Below are 16,054 nucleotides of genomic sequence, written 5' to 3' on the forward strand. Positions count from 1 at the left end.
ACTTTGTCAAGACATCATTTCACTCACAGGTCCGAATGTAAGTACAAACTATTGACAGCGTCGTCCAGGAGTCATACACCTGGGAGGCGGCAGGCCCCCGCCCAGCCCGAGGAGCGTCGCACATGGCCGAGTCAGTCCCGCGTTTCGATCTGATCACGATGGGCCGCATCGGGGTCGATCTCTATCCCTTGCAGACGGGCGTACCCCTGGCGGAGGTTGAGACCTTCGGCAAGTTTCTCGGCGGCTCGGCCTCGAACGTGGCGGTCGCCGCCGCCCGCCTCGGCCGCGCCACGGCCGTCATCACCCGGACCGGGGACGACCCGTTCGGCGGCTATCTGCACCGCGCGCTCCAGGACTTCGGCGTCGACGACCGCTGGGTCACCCCCGTGGCCGCCCACCCGACCCCCGTGACCTTCTGCGAGATCTTCCCGCCGGACGACTTCCCCCTGTACTTCTACCGCCGCCCCAAGGCACCCGACCTGGAGATCCACCCGGAGGAGCTGGACCTGGACGCGATCCGCGCCGCCCGCATCTTCTGGATCACCGGGACGGGGCTGAGCGAGGAACCGAGCCGCGCGGCGACCCTGGCCGCGCTCGCCCACCGCGCCAAGTCCGGCACCACCGTCTTCGACCTCGACTGGCGGCCGATGTTCTGGGCCGACCCCGACCAGGCCCGCCCGTACTACGCCGAGGCGCTGCGGCACACGACCGTCGCGGTCGGCAACCTGGACGAGTGCGAGATCGCCACCGGCGTCCGCGAGCCGCGGGCCTGCGCCGAGGCGCTGCTGGCCGCCGGTGTGGAACTGGCCGTCGTCAAGCAGGGGCCGAAGGGCGTCCTGGCCGTGCACCGCGACGGCCGCAGCGCCGAGGTGCCCCCGGTGCCGGTCGAGGTGGTCAACGGCCTCGGCGCGGGCGACGCGTTCGGCGGGTCCCTCTGCCACGGTCTCCTCTCCGGCTGGGAGCTGGAGCGGATCATGCGGTACGCCAACGCGGCCGGCGCCCTCGTCGCCTCCCGACTCGCCTGCTCCTCCGCGATGCCCACCGGGGCCGAGGTCGACGACCTCCTCGCGCGAGCCACTCCCTGAACGGAGCAACGCCTTGTCCCTCAGCATCCCCGACCTCACCGCGGTCAGAGCCCGGCGTCCGGAGGCGGTCGCCGAGGCCGCGGCCCGCCGTACCCGCCGGCCGCTGATCGGTGACTCCGGCCGGCTGATGATCGTGGCCGCCGACCATCCGGCCCGCGGCTCGCTCGGTGTCGGAGACCGCCGGCTCGCCATGGCCAACCGGGCCGACCTGCTGGAGCGCCTGTGCACCGCGCTGTCCCGGCCGGGCGTCGACGGCGTGCTCGCCACCGCCGACGTGCTGGACGACCTGCTGCTGCTCGGGGTGCTGGAGAACAAGGTCGTCATGGGGTCGATGAACCGCGGGGGTCTCGCGGGCGCCGCCTTCGAGATGGACGACCGCTTCACCGGTCACCGCGCCGAGGACATCGCCCGGCTGCGCTTCGACGCGGGGAAGCTGCTGCTGCGCGTCGACTACGACGATCCGGGCTCGCTGGCCACCATGGAGGCCGCCGCCCGCGCCGTGGACGCCATGGCGGAACGCCGGCTGCCGCTGTTCGTGGAGCCGTTCATCTCCCGGCGGGTCGACGGCCGGGTGCGCAACGACCTGTCCGCCGAGGCCGTCACCCGCTCCGTCGCCATCGCCTCCGGCCTCGGCGGCACCTCGGCCTACACCTGGCTGAAACTGCCCGTCACCGACGACCCGGAGGACATGGGTGAGGTCCTGGAGACCTCCACGCTGCCCGCCGTACTGCTCGGCGGCGACATAGGCGGCTCGCCCGCCGACCAGACGGCCGCCTACGAGCGCTGGCGCAAGGCGCTCAGGCTGCCCACCGTGCAGGGCATGGTCGTCGGCCGCTCGCTGCTCTACCCGGCCGAGGGCAGCGTCGAACAGGCGGTGGACACGGCCGTCGGACTGCTGTGACAGAGGAGAGGCGGAGGAGCAGGCGATGACGTATCACCTTCCAGCGGGCAAGGCGGCGGCGGACGGCCCGTACGCCGTGGACGTGACGCCCGAGAGCGCCGGCTGGGGCTACGCCGGTCTGCGGGTCCTGAACCTGCCGCCCGGCGGCGGCCACACCTTCGACAGCGGCGAGAGCGAGTGGATCGTCCTGCCGCTGAGCGGCGGCTGCACCGTGGCCACCGCCGACGACTTCGGCCAGGACACCTTCGAACTCACCGGCCGTGACAGCGTGTTCAGCGGCGTCAGCGACTTCGCTTACGTGCCCCGGGACGCGCGTACGACCGTGACCTCGGCCGGCGGCGGCCGCTTCGCCCTCACCGGCGCCCGCTGCACCCGCCGCCTGCCCGCCCGGTACGGCCCGGCGTCCTCGGTGCCGGTGGAGCTGCGCGGCACCGGGAACTGCTCGCGGCAGGTCAACAACTTCGGTGCGGCGGGGGTGTTCGAGTGCGACAAGCTGATCGCGGTCGAGGTGCTGACCCCGGGCGGCAACTGGTCTTCCTTCCCGCCGCACAAGCACGACGAGCACCGGCCCGGCGAGGAGTCGGTGCTGGAGGAGGTCTACTACTTCGAGTTCGCGGATCACGACGGCACACCCGGCCTCGGCTACCAGCGGGTCTCCCCGTCGGGGCAGGGGCGGGGCACGGACGTGCTGGCCGAGGTGCGCGACGGCGACGTGGTCCTCATCCCCGACGGCTGGCACGGACCGTCGATGGCCGTCCCCGGCCACCACATGTACTACCTGAACGTCATGGCGGGCCCGGAGGCCGAACGCGCCTGGCTGATCTGCGACCACCCCGGGCACGCCTGGATCCGCGACACCTGGCCGGACCAGGCCGTCGACCCCCGACTCCCCCTCTACACCGCACCGGAGAGGTCCGCATGAGCGCCACCGGCACCCGCCGACTGACCACCGCCCAGGCCCTGGTGCGGTTCCTGGCCGCGCAGTACACCGAACGCGACGGCGTACGGCACCGCCTGATCGCCGGTACCTGGGGCATCTTCGGCCACGGCAACGTGGCGGGCGTCGGCCAGGCCCTCGTCGAGTACGGCGGCGTCATGCCCTTCCACCAGGGGCGCAACGAACAGGCCATGGTGCACGCCGCCGTCGGGTACGCCCGGCAGCTCAACCGCCTCTCCGCGCAGGCGGTGACGACGTCCATCGGCCCCGGCGCCACCAACCTGGTCACCGGCGCGGCCCTGGCGACCGTCAACCGCCTGCCGGTCCTGCTCCTGCCCGGCGACTACTTCGCCTCGCACGCCGCGGACCCGCTGCTCCAGCAGCTGGAGCACCCGGTCGAGGCCGACGTGTCGGTCAACGACGCCCTGCGTCCCGTCTCGCGGTACTTCGACCGGATCAACCGACCCGAGGCGCTGCTCGCCTCCGCGCTCCGGGCCGTGCGCGTGCTCGCCGACCCGGCCGAGACCGGCGCGGTCACCCTCGCTCTGCCGCAGGACGTGCAGGCGGAGGCGTTCGACTGGCCGGAGGAGTTCTTCGCCGACCGCGTCTGGCGGGTACGGCGGCCGGCACCCGACCCCGAGGAGCTGGCCGAGGCCGTCCGGGCGCTCCGCGCCGCCCGGCGGCCGCTGATCGTCGCGGGCGGCGGCGTCCACCACAGCGAGGCCGAGGCGGCGCTGACGGCGCTGGTCGACGCCACCGGCATCCCGGTCGCCTCCACCCAGGCCGGCAAGGGCGCCCTGCGCCACGACCATCCGGCCGACCTCGGCGGCATCGGCCACACCGGCACCGCCGTCGCCGACGACCTGGCCCGCACCGCCGACCTGGTGATCGGCGTCGGCACCCGCTACTCGGACTTCACCACGGCATCCGGCACGCTCTTCCAGGACCCGGACGTCCGCTTCCTGAACCTCAACATCACCGCGTTCGACGCCCACAAGCTCGCCGCCCGCACCCTGGTCTGCGACGCGCGCGCCGGGCTCACGGCGCTGACCGAGGCGCTGTCCGGCCACCGGGTGCCGTCGTCGTACGAGGACGAGTACCGGGCCGGCCGGGGACGCTGGGAGGAGAAGGTGCGGGCCGCCTTCCGGGCCGACGACGACAGCGCCGTGCCGACCCAGACGCAGGTGCTGGGCGCGCTGGACGCGGTGGTCGGCGACGAGGACGTGGTGATCAACGCGGCCGGTTCGCTCCCCGGCGACCTGCACAAGCTGTGGCGGTCCCGCTCGCCGCGCCAGTACCACCTGGAGTACGGCTACTCCTGCATGGGTTACGAGATCCCGGCCGCGCTCGGCGTCCAGCAGGCCGCGCCCGGCACGGCGGTGTGGGCCCTGGTGGGCGACGGCACGTACCTGATGAATCCGACCGAGATCGTCACCGCCGTGCAGGAGAACCTGCCGGTCAAGCTGGTCCTGGTGCAGAACCACGGCTACGCCTCGATCGGCGGCCTGTCCGAGTCGGTGGGCGCCGAGCGGTTCGGCACCGACTACCGCCACCGCACCGCCGACGGCACCTTCACCGGCGCCCCGCTCCCCCTCGACCTCGCCGCCAACGCGGCCAGCCTCGGCATGGACGTACTGCGCGCCAAGACCGTGCGGGAGCTGCGCGAGGCGCTGGCCACTGCGCGCGCGGCGACCCGCCCGACCTGCGTCCACGTCGAGACCGCGGCGGCCCGCGACGCCCTCCCGGCCGAGGCCTGGTGGGACGTGCCGGTGGCCGAGGTGTCGGGCCGCGAGCCCGTCACCGACGCCCGCGCCAGGTACGAGCACGCGGTGGCCGACCGCCGCCACCACCTCTGACACCCCGTCATCCACGCAACGGAGGTACGTCCATGGCGAAGACCGGCGACCGCGGACCTGCCGTGACCGCCCCCGCGCTGAGCACCCTGGACTTCGCCCTCGACCGGAGCAGTCCCGTGCCGCTCTACTACCAGCTGGCCCAGCAGTTGGAGGGGGCGATAGAGCACGGGGTCCTCGCGCCGGGGAACCTGCTGGGCAACGAGGTCGATCTCTCGGTACGGCTGGGCCTGTCCCGGCCGACCGTCCGGCAGGCCATCCAGTCCCTGGTGGACAAGGGCCTGCTGGTCCGGCGGCGCGGCGTCGGCACCCAGGTGGTGCACAGCCAGGTCAAGCGCCCGCTGGAGCTGAGCAGCCTGTACGACGACCTGGAGGCGGCCGGGCAGAGCCCCGGCACCCTGGTGGTGCGCAACGAAGGTGCCCCGGCCCCCGCCGAAGCGGCGGCGGCGCTCGGCGTGGCGGAGGGCGACGAGGTCACCGTCCTGGAGCGGCTGCGCCTCACCCACGGCCGGCCGGTGGCGCTGCTGTGCAACTACCTTCCGGCGGGACTGCTGGAACTCGACGGCACACGGCTGGAGTCGACCGGCCTGTACCGGCTGATGCGCGCGTCCGGGATCACCCTGCACAGCGCCCGTCAGACCGTCGGCGCCCGCATCGCCACCCGCGAGGAGGCCGAACGCCTCGACGAACGGGAGGGCGCCGCACTGCTGACCATGCGGCGCACCGCGTACGACGACACCGGGCGCCCGGTCGAGTACGGGACGCACGTCTACCGCGCGTCCCGGTACGCCTTCGACTTCCAGCTGCTGGTGAGGACCTGACGCCGGCTCCGTCCGGTTCGGCCGGCCTCAGAGGGTGAGCCGGAACAGCGCCCCCGCACCGGGCGCGCGCTCGGCGGTGAGTTCGGCGCCGTGGGTGCGGGCGATTTGGCGGGCCATGGCCAGTCCCAGGCCCGAACCGGGCAGCGCGCGGGCGGAGGGTGCCCGGTAGAAGCGGTCGAAGATGTGCGGCAGGTCCTGGTCGGCGATGCCGGGGCCGTGATCGCGCACGGTCAGCTCCCGTTCGGTCAGGACGACCTCGACCGTGCCGCCACGCGGGCTGAACTTGGCCGCGTTGTCCAGCAGGTTGCCGAGCAGCCGGGCCAGCCGGGCCGGGATGCCGGGGCGCAGCAGGCCGGCCGCGCGGTCGGTGACGTCCAGGGTGAAGGTGACGCCGGGCCAGCGTTCGCGGGCGCGGGTCAGGGCGTGCCGGGTGAGCGCGGCGAGGTCGATCTGTTCGAGGAGCGGCTGCGGTTCCTCGTCCCGGGCCAGCTCGATGAGGTCGTTCACCAGGGTGGTGACGTCCTCCAGCTGCCGGACCAGGGCGCCGGCCGCCCGCTCGCGCCGGTCGGCGGGCAGGCGGTCGGCGCGAGTGAGGAGTTCGGCGTTGGTGCGCAGCGCGGTCAGCGGGGTGCGCAGCTCGTGCGAGGCGTCGGCGATCAGCCGGCGCTGCGCCGTCACCGACCGCTCCAGCTCGTCGAGCATCGTGTTGAAGGTCGTCGCGAGCCGGGTGATCTCGTCGTCCCGGTGTCGGCCGGACCCCGGACCGGCGGGCAGGTCGATGCGGTGGCGCGGGTCGCGGGTGGCGGCGACCCGCTCCGCCGTGGCCGTGAGCCGGGTGACGGGGGCGAGGCCGGTCCGGGAGACGGCGTAGCCGAGCAGTCCGGCGACGACCACGCCCGCCGCGCCGATGCCGCTCAGCAGCCACGCGGCCTGGTGCACGCCGCGCTCGGCCACGTCGGAACGGAGCGCGACCTGGACGGCGGTGCCGTCGCCGAACGTGGTGGTCAGCATGCGCGCGGGATGCCCGTCGACGGTGATGTTCCGGTAGTAGGGCGCGTGGCGGCCGGCCGCCACCTCGCGGACGGCCGGGGACACGGGCAGGACGTACGGTTCGGCGGGGTCGTCGGCCGGATCGGACGGCACCGTCTGGGCGCAGGCGGGGGCGCCCAGGAAGCGGCACTCGCCGCGGTGCACGGTCGGGCCGTCCTCCCGGCTCTGCTGGGCGACGAGGGTGGCCGACTGGGCGAGGTTCTGGTCGACCTGCTGGTAGAGCTTGTAGCGCAGGACGAAGAAGGCGGCCGTGCACACGCCTACGGTGACGAGGACGACGGCCGCCGAGGCCGCCAGCGCCAGCCGGGACCGCAGCCGGCGCGGGCGCGGCAGGAGACGCCACGGGCGGTTCACGCCGCGCCCAGGCGGTAGCCGACACCGTGCACGGTGTGCACGAGACGCGGCTCGCCCTCCGCCTCCAGCTTGCGGCGCAGGTAACCGACGTAGACGGCGAGCGAGTTGGAGCCGGGGCCGAAGTCGTGTCCCCAGACCCTTTCGAAGAGGGTCTCCCGGGTGAGGACCTGTCCGGGGTGGAGCAGCAGCTGCTCGAGGAGCGCGAACTCGGTCCGGCTGAACTCGATGGTCCGCTCGCCGCGCCGTCCGGTCCGGGTGTCCGGGTCCACCACCAGGTCGGCGTACGACAGCAGGTCGCCCGGCTCCTGGGCGCCGGTGTCCGCCCGGCGCAGCAGGGCCCGCACCCGGGCGGTCAGCTCGTCCAGCGCGAACGGCTTGACCAGGTAGTCGTCGGCGCCGGCGTCGAGCCCGTCGACGCGTTCGCTCACCGAGTCGAGCGCGGTCAGCACCAGCACCGGGGTCCGGTCGCCGATGCCCCGCAGTCGGCGGCAGAACGCCAGGCCGTCCAGTACCGGCATCATCACGTCGACGACCACGGCGTCCGGCTGCCAGGCGGCGACCTCGGAGAGGGCCGCGAGACCGTCGGCGGCGCCCCGCACGGCGTAGCCCTCGACGGTGAGGCCGTCCTCGACGGCGGCCCGCACCTCGGGCTCGTCGTCGACCACCAGAATTCTTCTCAGCACGCGCCCAGCCTGCCAAAGGAGTGTCTTAAAACCTTCTTAGGCCGGCTTGTGACCGTGGCGGCCATGTTCGGATCCTCCTCCGGCCCGGCCCACGTGCCGCCCGCCGGACCTCACAGTCCCCCGCCCCGGCTGTCCGTGGTGATCGGCGCGGGCGGTACCGGTGGGCACATCTACCCCGGTCTCGCCCTGGCCGACGCGCTGCGCCGCGCCGTACCGGCCGCGGAGATCTCCTTCGTCGGCACCACCCGGGGCCTGGAGACCCGGCTCATCCCGCAGGCCGGGTACCGGCTGCACACCGTGGACATGATCCCCTTCGACCCGAGCCTCGGCGCCCGGCGCTACCTGCTTCCCTCGGCGCTGGTCCGGTCCGCCGGGCAGTGCCGGACGGTGCTGCGCGAGCAGCGGGCCCAGGTGGCGGTCGGCATGGGCGGCTATCCGAGCGCCCCGGTGATCCTCGGGGCCCGCTGGTCGGGCCTGCCGAGCCTGATCCACGAGTCCAACGCCGTACCGGGCCGCGCCAACCGTTTCGCCGCCCGGCTCACCCCGCACGTCACGGTCGCCTTCGACCGCTCGCGCTCGGGCCTGGCCGGCGGCGAGAACGCCCGCGTCGTCGGCATGCCCATCGCGGCGGCCCTCGCCGGGCTGGACCGCGCCGCCCGGCGCCCCGAGGCACGGCGGGCGCTGGGCGTGCCGGACGGGGCGCGGCTCGTCGTCTTCAACGGCGGCAGCCTAGGCGCCGCGCGGCTCACCGAGGCGGCGACGGAGCTGGCCCGGCTCTGGCGTGGGCGCACCGACGTCCATCTGCTGATCAAGACCGGGCCGGACGCCCTGAAGGAGGCCGGGTTCCGGCTCGCGGGCAGCCAGGTGGCCCGTGTGGTGCCCTACCTGGACCACATGGACCAGGTGTACGCCGCCGCCGACCTGGTGGTCTGCCGGGCCGGTTCGGCGACGGTCGCCGAACTCGCCAGCACCGGCGTGCCCGCGGTGCTCGTGCCCTACCCGCACGCGCCCGGCGACCACCAGACCCACAACGCGCGGGTGCTGACCGACGCCGGGGCGGGCCTGCTGCTGTCCGACGCCGAGACCTCGGCGACGCGGCTGGCCGAACTGATCGGACCGCTGCTGGCCGATCCCGCCCGGCTCGCGGCGATGGGGTCGGCCGCCGACCCCGGCCCGCACGCGTACGCCGCCGACCTGCTCGCCGCCGAGGTACTGCGCCTCGCCGGCCACCCCCTTCCGGCCTTCGACCCCTTGGAGCGCACCCCATGAACCACACCCCCGACTGGACCGGCCGCGAGGTACTGGTCACCGGAGCCGAGGGCTTCATCGGCTCGGCCCTGGTCGACCTGCTCGTCGCCCGGGGCGCCCGGGTCCGGGCGTTCACGCACTACAAGCCGTACGCCGAGAAGGGCCACCTCGCCCACCTCCTCGGCCACCCGCTGGTCACGACGGTCACCGGCGACGTCCGCGACGCCGGGCGGGTGATGGACGCCGTCGACGGCTGCGACACCGTCTTCCACCTCGCCGCGCTGATCGGAATCCCGTACAGCTACGACTCGCCCGGCGCCTACGTCCAGACGAACGTCGTCGGCACCGAGAACATCGCCGAGGCCTGCCGGCGCCACCAGGTGCGCCGCCTGGTGCACACCTCCACCAGCGAGGTGTACGGCACCGCCCGCACGGCGCCGATCAGCGAGAGCCACCCGCTGCAGCCGCAGTCGCCGTACTCCGCGTCCAAGATCGGCGCCGACATGATGGCGCTCTCCCACTGGCACGCCTTCGAACTGCCGGTCACCGTGGTGCGCCCCTTCAACACCTACGGCCCCCGGCAGTCCGCCCGCGCGGTGATCCCGGCCATCCTCGCCCAACTGCACTCCGGGGCCCGCACGATCAGGCTCGGCTCGCTCACGCCCACCCGGGACTTCACCTACGTCACCGACACCGCGCGGGGCTTCGTGGCGATGGCCGACTGCGACCGTGCCCTCGGGCAGGTGGTCAACCTCGGCTCGGGCCGGGAGATATCCATCGGCGACCTGGCGCAGGCCCTCACCGTCGCCGCGGGCACCGACGCGGAGATCGTCGTGGACCCCGCCCGGCTGCGCCCGAGCGGCAGCGAGGTCCAGCGCCTCCTGTCCGACAACTCCCGCGCCCGCAGGTGGGCGGGCTGGGAGCCGCAGGTGGGCCTGGCGGACGGGCTGCGCAGGACGTCGGCGTGGGTGAAGGAGCACCTGGACCTGTTCGCGGCGGAGCGCTACCAGGTCTGAACCGGCATTCCCGCGGCCGTGGCGGCCGGACATGCGAGAAGGGCCTCCGCGGGCTGATGCCCGCGGAGGCCCTTCTTACGTCACCGTCGGGACGACAGGATTTGAACCTGCGACCCCTTGACCCCCAGTCAAGTGCGCTACCAAGCTGCGCCACGTCCCGGTGTGCCCACGCGCGGTGCGACCGCGCGATCACGCGACAGCACCTTACCGCACCCACCGGGCCACGCCTAAGCGGGACCGGCGGGGGACAATCGGCCGTATGGACAGCACAGCATCGGACCGCCCGGCCGGCGCCCGCGACCGGGACGAGGAGGGGCGGGCGCGCAACGCCCGGCCGCGCGACGGGCTGGGGCGCCCGCTGCCGTACGGCGCGGACGGCGTCGCCCGCCAGCCGGAGGGCGTCGTACGGGCGCCGGACGCGACGGTGGCCGAGGCGCAGCGGCTGCTGGACGAGGGGAAGCCGTTCCACGCGCACGAGGTCTTCGAGGACGCCTGGAAGTCGGGCCCCGGGGAGGAGCGGCAGCTGTGGCGCGGGATGGCCCAGCTGGCGGTGGGTCTCACACACGCGGCCCGTGGCAACGGCACCGGCGGCGCCAGGCTGCTGCGGCGCGGGGCGGGCGCCGTGACGGAGTGGGCGGCGTCGGACCCCGGACGGGAACGGCCGTACGGGATGGACCTGGGCGCGGTCGCCGGGTGGGCCGTGGAGCTGGCGGGGGACGTGGAGGACGGCGCGCGGGTGGACGCTGGGGCCCGGGCGCCGCGGCTGCGGGGCTGACCCGCACGTGCCGGGGAGGCGGCCCGGTCCGGGTGCCGCCGGTGGCGTACGGCAGACTCGTGGGGTGCGGAAGATTCATGTGATCGGTATCGGTGCGGGCGACCCCGACCAGCTGACCCTGCAGGCGGTCAGGGCGCTGCGGAGCACGGACGTGTTCTTCGTCCTGGGCAAGGGCGAGGTGAAGGACGACCTGGTGCGGCTGCGCCGGGACATGCTGGAGACGCACGTACCGGAGGGCACGTACCGGGTCGTCGAGGCCCGTGACCCGGAGCGGGACCGGAGCGCGGAGGGCGCGGCGTACTCCCCCGCCGTCGAGGACTGGCGTCTGGCCCGCGCCGGCATCTACGAACGGCTGATCGCCGAGGAGCTGGGCGAGGACGAGAGCGGCGCGTTCCTGGTGTGGGGCGACCCGTCGCTGTACGACAGCACGCTGGGCATCCTGGAGGAGGTCCTGGGGCGCGGCACGGTGGCGTTCGAGTACGACGTCGTGCCCGGCATCAGCAGCGTCTCGTCCCTGGCCGCCCGGCACCGGACGGGGCTGAACCGGGTGGCGCGGCCGGTGCAGATCACCACCGGGCGACGGCTCGCGGAGGGCTTCCCCGAGGGCGTCGACGACGTCGTGGTGATGCTGGACGCCCACCAGACCTTCCGGCGGTACGCGGACCAGGACCTCGACATCTACTGGGGCGCCTACCTGGGCACCCCGGACGAGATCCTCGACTCGGGTCCGATCGCCGAGGCCGGCCCGCGCATCGAGCGGCTGCGCGCCGAGGCGCGGGAGCGCAAGGGCTGGATCATGGACACGTACCTGCTGCGGCGGCGCACCTGAGCCTGGGCTCCGGCGCACCCGGGCGGCCCGTCCCCACATGCGTGGCCGCCGCACGGGTGTGATCGTGACCTCGTGACAGTCGCCGAGGAAGCGCCACGGACCGCCGCCGCCCAGCCGCCCGTGCTGGACCGGCGGCGGCGCAACGTCGTCTTCGTCACGATCATGCTCGGGCTGCTGCTGGCGGCCCTGGACCAGACGATCGTCGGCACCGCGCTGCCGACGATCGTGTCCGACCTGGGCGGCGCCTCGCACCAGTCGTGGGTGGTGACGTCGTACCTGCTGGCCGAGACCGTGGCAACGGTGCTGGTCGGCAAGTTCGGTGACCTGTTCGGCCGCAAGGTGGTCTTCCAGGTCTCGGCGATCGTGTTCATCACCGGGTCGTTCCTGTGCGGCCTGGCGACCAGCATGCCGCTGCTGATCACCTGGCGGGCGATGCAGGGCATCGGCGCGGGCGGGCTGCTGGTGACGGCGATGGCGCTGATCGCGGACGTGATCCCGCTGCGGGAGCGCGGCAAGTACCAGGGCGCCATCGGTGCGGTGTTCGGGGTCTCGACGGTCATCGGACCGCTGTTGGGCGGGCTGTTCACCGACCACCTCTCGTGGCGCTGGGCGTTCTACGTCAACGTGCCCATCGCGATCGCCGTCGTGATCGCCGCGGCCCGCACCATCCCGGTGGTGAAGTCGGCCGTCCGGCCCGTCATCGACTACCTGGGCATCACGCTGGTCGCGGTGGGGGCGAGCGCGCTGATCCTGGCCACCAGCTGGGGCGGCAACGAGTACGCGTGGGGCTCGGGCGTGATCCTGGGCCTGTTCGCGGGCGGGCTGGTCGCGCTCGCGCTGTTCTGCCTGGTGGAGCTGCGGGCGGCCGAACCGATGCTGCCGATGCGGCTGTTCGCCAACCCGGTGTTCACGGTCTGCTCGGTGCTGAGCTTCATCGTCGGCTTCGCGATGCTCGGGGCGCTGACGTACCTGCCGACCTATCTTCAGTACGTCGACGGCGACTCGGCCACCGTCTCCGGGGTCCGCACGCTGCCGATGGTGGGGGGACTGCTGATCGCCTCGGTCTTCAGCGGCAGCGTCGTCAGCCGGACGGGACGGTACCGGCTGTTCCCGATCGTGGGCACGCTGGTGATGGGCGTCGGCCTGTACCTGATGTCGCTGATGGACCCGTCGACCGGCGCCGTCCTGGAGTCGCTGTACATGTTCGTGCTGGGCACGGGCATCGGCCTGTCCATGCAGGTGCTGATCATCGCCGTGCAGAACACCGTCGACTACGCCGACCTCGGCACCGCGACCTCCGGCGTCACCTTCTTCCGCACTCTGGGCAGCTCCTTCGGCACCGCCGTGTTCGGCACCATCTACGTCAACGCCCTCGGCCCCAACCTGCGCGACGGCGTCGCCGAGGCCGCTCGCACGGGCGCCGCCGACCCGTCGGCGATCGCCCGGGCGGCGACCAGTCCGGAGGGGGTGCACGGGCTGCCCGCCGAGACGTCGGCGCCGATCATCGGGGCGTACGCGGACACCATCCACACGGTGTTCCTGTGGACGGTGCCGGTCGCGGCGGTCGGCTTCCTCGTGGCCCTGTTCCTCAAGCAGGTCCGGCTGCGCGACAGCGCCCGCGCGGGCTCGACGGACCTGGGCGAGGGCTTCGCCTCCCCGCACGGTGCGGACAACAGGCGCACCCTGGAGGCGTGCGTCGGGAGGATCCTCGGCGGTACGGAGCTGGACACCGCGCGCCGGATCATCGTGGACAGCGACACCCGGCTCGACGTCGCCGGCGCCTGGGCCGTGATGCAGGTCGAGCTGTTCACGCGCCTGGTCGGGCACGCCGGCCTGGGGCTGATCGCCGCCCGCCGCCGGCTGCCGCCGGAGGTGCTGCTGCCTGTCTTCGAGCGGATGGTGGAGGAGGGCTTCCTGACCCGGCACGGCTCGCTGTACTCCCACACCGACGCGGGCGCCCGCGAGGCGCTGGTCATCGGGCGAGCGTGGGCCACCTGGCTGGAGGGCCGGGTGGAGCAGGACATCGGCCGGCCCTCGGGCGCGGATCTGCGGGCCGCGGTCGATTCGATCGCCAAGCGGCTGCTGGTCGAGGACCTGAGCAACGGGTTCCCGCAGCGCCTCAGGTCAGCAACAGCTGAAGACCGCCCACGACCGTCGCCGCGATCACCAGACGCTCGAACAGGCGCTGGTTGATCCGCTTCACCGCCCACTTGCCGAGGAGCGCGCCGGGCACCACGAAGACGACCAGCGCGGCGTCGAGGAGCAGTGAGCGGCCGTCGATCAGGCCGAGGCCGGCGCTGAAGGGCACCTTGGAGACGTTGACGATCAGGAAGAAGAACGCCGACGTGCCGAGGAAGCCGAGCTTGCGGAAGCCCGCGGAGAGCAGGTACATCGACATCACCGGGCCGCCCGCGTTGGCGACCATCGTGGTGAAGCCGCCGAGGACGCCGTACGAACGGGCCTTGACCCGGCCGGCCCGCGAGGCCGTACCGTCGCCCTCGGACGGGTCGGACACGTCGGCCTGTCTCCTGCGCCACACCGTCACCCCGGCCATGAGCAGCAGGATCACGCCGATCGAGGTCCGGACGACCGCGTCGTCCGCCCAGACCAGGAACAGGGTGCCCACGGCCACGCCGACCCCCACGGCGGGGAACAGCCGCCAGAGCGTGGGCCAGTGCGCGTGCCGCCGGTAGGTGAGGACGGCCAGGACGTCCCCGGCGATCAGGACGGGCAGCAGGATGCCGGTGGAGGCGCGGGCGGGCAGGACCGCGGCGAAGATCGCGAGACTGACCGTGTTGGCCCCGCTCACGGCGGTCTTGGAGAAGCCGACGAGCAGGGCCGCGAAGGCGAGTGCCGCGAACTCCCAGCCGGTGAGGTGCCAGAGCGTCATGGTGTCCATTGCGGCCACTGATGCTATGCGCACTCAACCGTCGGCGTAAGCACCGTCTCGCCAGTCGGTCCTTAGTGGGCCGCCGGTCCCTGGTGCTGGGCCCGGTCCACGTAGCGGGCCCGCAGTTCCCGCTTCAGCACCTTCATGCTCGGCCCGAGCGGCAGCGCGTCCGCGAACTCCACCCGGCGCGGGTACTTGTACCGGCCGAGGTGCCCCTTGGACCACTCGGTGATCCCGGCCGCGTCCGGCGCCGCGCCCGGCTCGGGGACGACGACGGCGCACACCTCCTCGCCGTGGAGTTCGTCCGGGAGGCCGATGACGGCGACGTGCGCGATGCCGGGGTGGCGCATCAGCACCTCCTCGACCTCTCGCGGGTAGACGTTGTAGCCGCCCCGGATGATGACGTCCTTCTTCCGGTCGACGATGCGGAGGAAGCCCTCGTCGTCCTTGGTGCCGAGGTCCCCCGTGCGGAACCAGCCGTCGACCAGCGCCTCGGCGGTGGCCTCCGGCCGGCCGAGGTAGCCGGAGAAGACGTTGTGGCCGCGTACCACGACCTCGCCCAGCTCACCGGGGGGCAGCAGGACGACGCGGCCCTCGACGTCCGCGTGGGCGATCTCCACGTCCACGCCCCACAGGGGGTGGCCGATGGTGCCGGGCCTGGTCCCGAACACGGGCTGGTTCACGGCCGCCGCGGGCGAGGTCTCCGACAGCCCGTACCCCTCGTGGACGCGCGCGCCGAACGCCGCCTCGAACCGCTCCAGCACCGCCACCGGCAGCGAGGCGCCGCCGGAGACGCACACCCTCAGATCCGGCAGGGCGTCGACGTCGCCCGCCGCGGCGGCGAGGGCGACGAACATGGTCGGCACCCCGTGGAAGGTGTTGACCCTCTCCTCGACCATCAGCTCGATCGCGCGCGCCGCGTCGAAGCGGGGCAGCAGGACGAGGGTGGCCCCCGCCCGCCAGGTCGAGTTGAGGGAGACGGTCTGGCCGAAGGCGTGGAACAGCGGCAGCGCGCCGAGCGCGATGTCCTCGGGCCGGATGTCGTTGGCGTCGAAGGCGTTGACGGTCGCGTTCATCACCAGGTTGAAGTGGCTGAGCACCGCGCCCTTGGGGACACCGGTGGTGCCGCTGGTGTAGAAGACCACGGCCGGGTCGTCGGCGTCGCGGGTGACGTACGTCGGCAGCGGCTCGGCGTCGGCGGCGAGCTTGCCGAACTCGTCGCCGAGGGTGATCACCCGTACGCCCGCCTCCCGCGCGGCGGCCGCGCCCGTCTCGGCCTGGGCGGGGTGGCACAGCAGCAGCGTGGCGCCGCTGTCGCGCAGGACGTGCTCGACCTCGGCGGCCGACAGCAGCAGGTGCACGGGCACGACGACGCCACCGGCGGCGGCGATCGCGTAGTACGCCTGCGGGAAGTCGGCGGTGTTCGGCGCCATCAGCGCGACCCGGTCCCCAGGCCGGACGCCGAGGCCGGTCAGCGCGCCGGCCTGCGCCCGCGCCCGCCGCCACACCTCGGCGAAGGAGAGCCGCAGGCCGCCCTCGACCAGCGCCTCCTTGTCGGGACGGCGCCGGGCGTTCTCGGCGAGGATGGCGGCGACGGAGAGGGTTGCCATGG

Annotated in this window: 14 protein-coding genes and 1 tRNA gene; 10 read left to right on the top strand and 5 right to left on the bottom strand. The window is 73.5% G+C overall.

Annotated elements, in window-relative coordinates; translation table 11 throughout:
- Window positions 1–122 precede the first annotated feature (122 nt).
- Genes iolC through ACGF3J_RS29305 form a run of 5 tightly spaced genes read left to right on the top strand, consistent with a single transcriptional unit; the run spans window position 123 to window position 5,597 of the window.
- On the top strand, window positions 123–1,085 hold the full coding sequence (iolC, locus tag ACGF3J_RS29285; RefSeq protein ID WP_161331814.1) for a 5-dehydro-2-deoxygluconokinase: 963 nt from the start codon (window positions 123–125) through the stop codon (window positions 1,083–1,085).
- Window positions 1,086–1,098: 13 nt separating this feature from the next.
- A complete protein-coding gene (locus ACGF3J_RS29290; protein ID WP_161331812.1) occupies window positions 1,099–1,986 on the top strand; it encodes a deoxyribose-phosphate aldolase in 888 nt (295 codons plus the stop codon).
- A gap of 25 nt (window positions 1,987–2,011) precedes the next feature.
- On the top strand, window positions 2,012–2,908 hold the full coding sequence (gene iolB / locus ACGF3J_RS29295; RefSeq protein WP_393855102.1) for a 5-deoxy-glucuronate isomerase: 897 nt from the start codon (window positions 2,012–2,014) through the stop codon (window positions 2,906–2,908).
- Window positions 2,905–4,779: a 3D-(3,5/4)-trihydroxycyclohexane-1,2-dione acylhydrolase (decyclizing) gene (gene iolD / locus ACGF3J_RS29300; protein WP_393855103.1), complete on the top strand. Its 1,875-nt coding sequence runs from the start codon at window positions 2,905–2,907 to the stop codon at window positions 4,777–4,779. The genes iolB and iolD overlap by 4 nt, the downstream gene beginning before the upstream one ends.
- A 32-nt stretch (window positions 4,780–4,811) precedes the next feature.
- A complete protein-coding gene (locus ACGF3J_RS29305; protein WP_161331806.1) occupies window positions 4,812–5,597 on the top strand; it encodes a GntR family transcriptional regulator in 786 nt (261 codons plus the stop codon).
- 27 nt (window positions 5,598–5,624) lie between these two features.
- Here the strand turns inward: ACGF3J_RS29305 and ACGF3J_RS29310 are convergent, their stop codons facing one another.
- Entirely contained in the window at window positions 5,625–7,001 is a 1,377-nt protein-coding gene (locus ACGF3J_RS29310) for a sensor histidine kinase (protein ID WP_393855104.1), read from the bottom strand.
- Window positions 6,998–7,684: a response regulator transcription factor gene (locus tag ACGF3J_RS29315; protein WP_386930881.1), complete on the bottom strand. Its 687-nt coding sequence runs from the start codon at window positions 7,682–7,684 to the stop codon at window positions 6,998–7,000. Before ACGF3J_RS29315 ends, ACGF3J_RS29310 begins: the two co-directional genes overlap by 4 nt.
- A 138-nt stretch (window positions 7,685–7,822) precedes the next feature.
- Here ACGF3J_RS29315 and ACGF3J_RS29320 point away from each other — a divergent pair, with 138 nt between their 5' ends.
- Together ACGF3J_RS29320 and ACGF3J_RS29325 are read left to right on the top strand one after the other, a co-directional pair.
- Window positions 7,823–8,953, top strand: coding sequence for a glycosyltransferase (locus tag ACGF3J_RS29320; protein ID WP_393855220.1), 1,131 nt, complete (start codon window positions 7,823–7,825; stop codon window positions 8,951–8,953).
- Window positions 8,950–9,948, top strand: a complete 999-nt coding sequence (locus tag ACGF3J_RS29325; protein ID WP_386930880.1) for a GDP-mannose 4,6-dehydratase — start codon at window positions 8,950–8,952, stop codon at window positions 9,946–9,948. The genes ACGF3J_RS29320 and ACGF3J_RS29325 overlap by 4 nt, the downstream gene beginning before the upstream one ends.
- Window positions 9,949–10,034: 86 nt before the next feature.
- Here ACGF3J_RS29325 and ACGF3J_RS29330 read toward each other — a convergent pair.
- Window positions 10,035–10,108 (bottom strand) — tRNA-Pro (locus ACGF3J_RS29330).
- Window positions 10,109–10,207: 99 nt separating this feature from the next.
- Here ACGF3J_RS29330 and ACGF3J_RS29335 point away from each other — a divergent pair.
- The 3 genes from ACGF3J_RS29335 to ACGF3J_RS29345 all read left to right on the top strand — a co-directional run bounded on the left by ACGF3J_RS29335 (window position 10,208) and on the right by ACGF3J_RS29345 (window position 13,745).
- On the top strand, window positions 10,208–10,723 hold the full coding sequence (locus ACGF3J_RS29335; RefSeq protein WP_161330226.1) for a DUF309 domain-containing protein: 516 nt from the start codon (window positions 10,208–10,210) through the stop codon (window positions 10,721–10,723).
- Window positions 10,724–10,787: 64 nt separating this feature from the next.
- A complete protein-coding gene (gene cobF / locus ACGF3J_RS29340) occupies window positions 10,788–11,552 on the top strand; it encodes a precorrin-6A synthase (deacetylating) (protein WP_393855105.1) in 765 nt (254 codons plus the stop codon).
- A 72-nt stretch (window positions 11,553–11,624) separates the two neighbouring features.
- Complete coding sequence (locus ACGF3J_RS29345) at window positions 11,625–13,745, top strand: MDR family MFS transporter (protein ID WP_393855106.1); 2,121 nt, start codon at window positions 11,625–11,627, stop codon at window positions 13,743–13,745.
- Here ACGF3J_RS29345 and ACGF3J_RS29350 read toward each other — a convergent pair.
- Both ACGF3J_RS29350 and ACGF3J_RS29355 read right to left on the bottom strand, forming a co-directional pair.
- Window positions 13,672–14,451 carry a sulfite exporter TauE/SafE family protein gene (locus ACGF3J_RS29350; RefSeq protein WP_393855107.1) on the bottom strand — a complete coding sequence of 260 codons (780 nt, stop codon included), beginning with the start codon at window positions 14,449–14,451 and terminating at the stop codon, window positions 13,672–13,674. The genes ACGF3J_RS29345 and ACGF3J_RS29350 overlap by 74 nt on opposite strands.
- Window positions 14,452–14,513: 62 nt before the next feature.
- Window positions 14,514–16,052: a long-chain fatty acid--CoA ligase gene (locus tag ACGF3J_RS29355; protein WP_393855108.1), complete on the bottom strand. Its 1,539-nt coding sequence runs from the start codon at window positions 16,050–16,052 to the stop codon at window positions 14,514–14,516.
- Between the last annotated feature and the right edge of the window lie 2 nt (window positions 16,053–16,054).

It is taken from the genome of Streptomyces sp. NPDC048171, assembly GCF_043202655.1.
Taxonomy (GTDB): domain Bacteria; phylum Actinomycetota; class Actinomycetes; order Streptomycetales; family Streptomycetaceae; genus Streptomyces.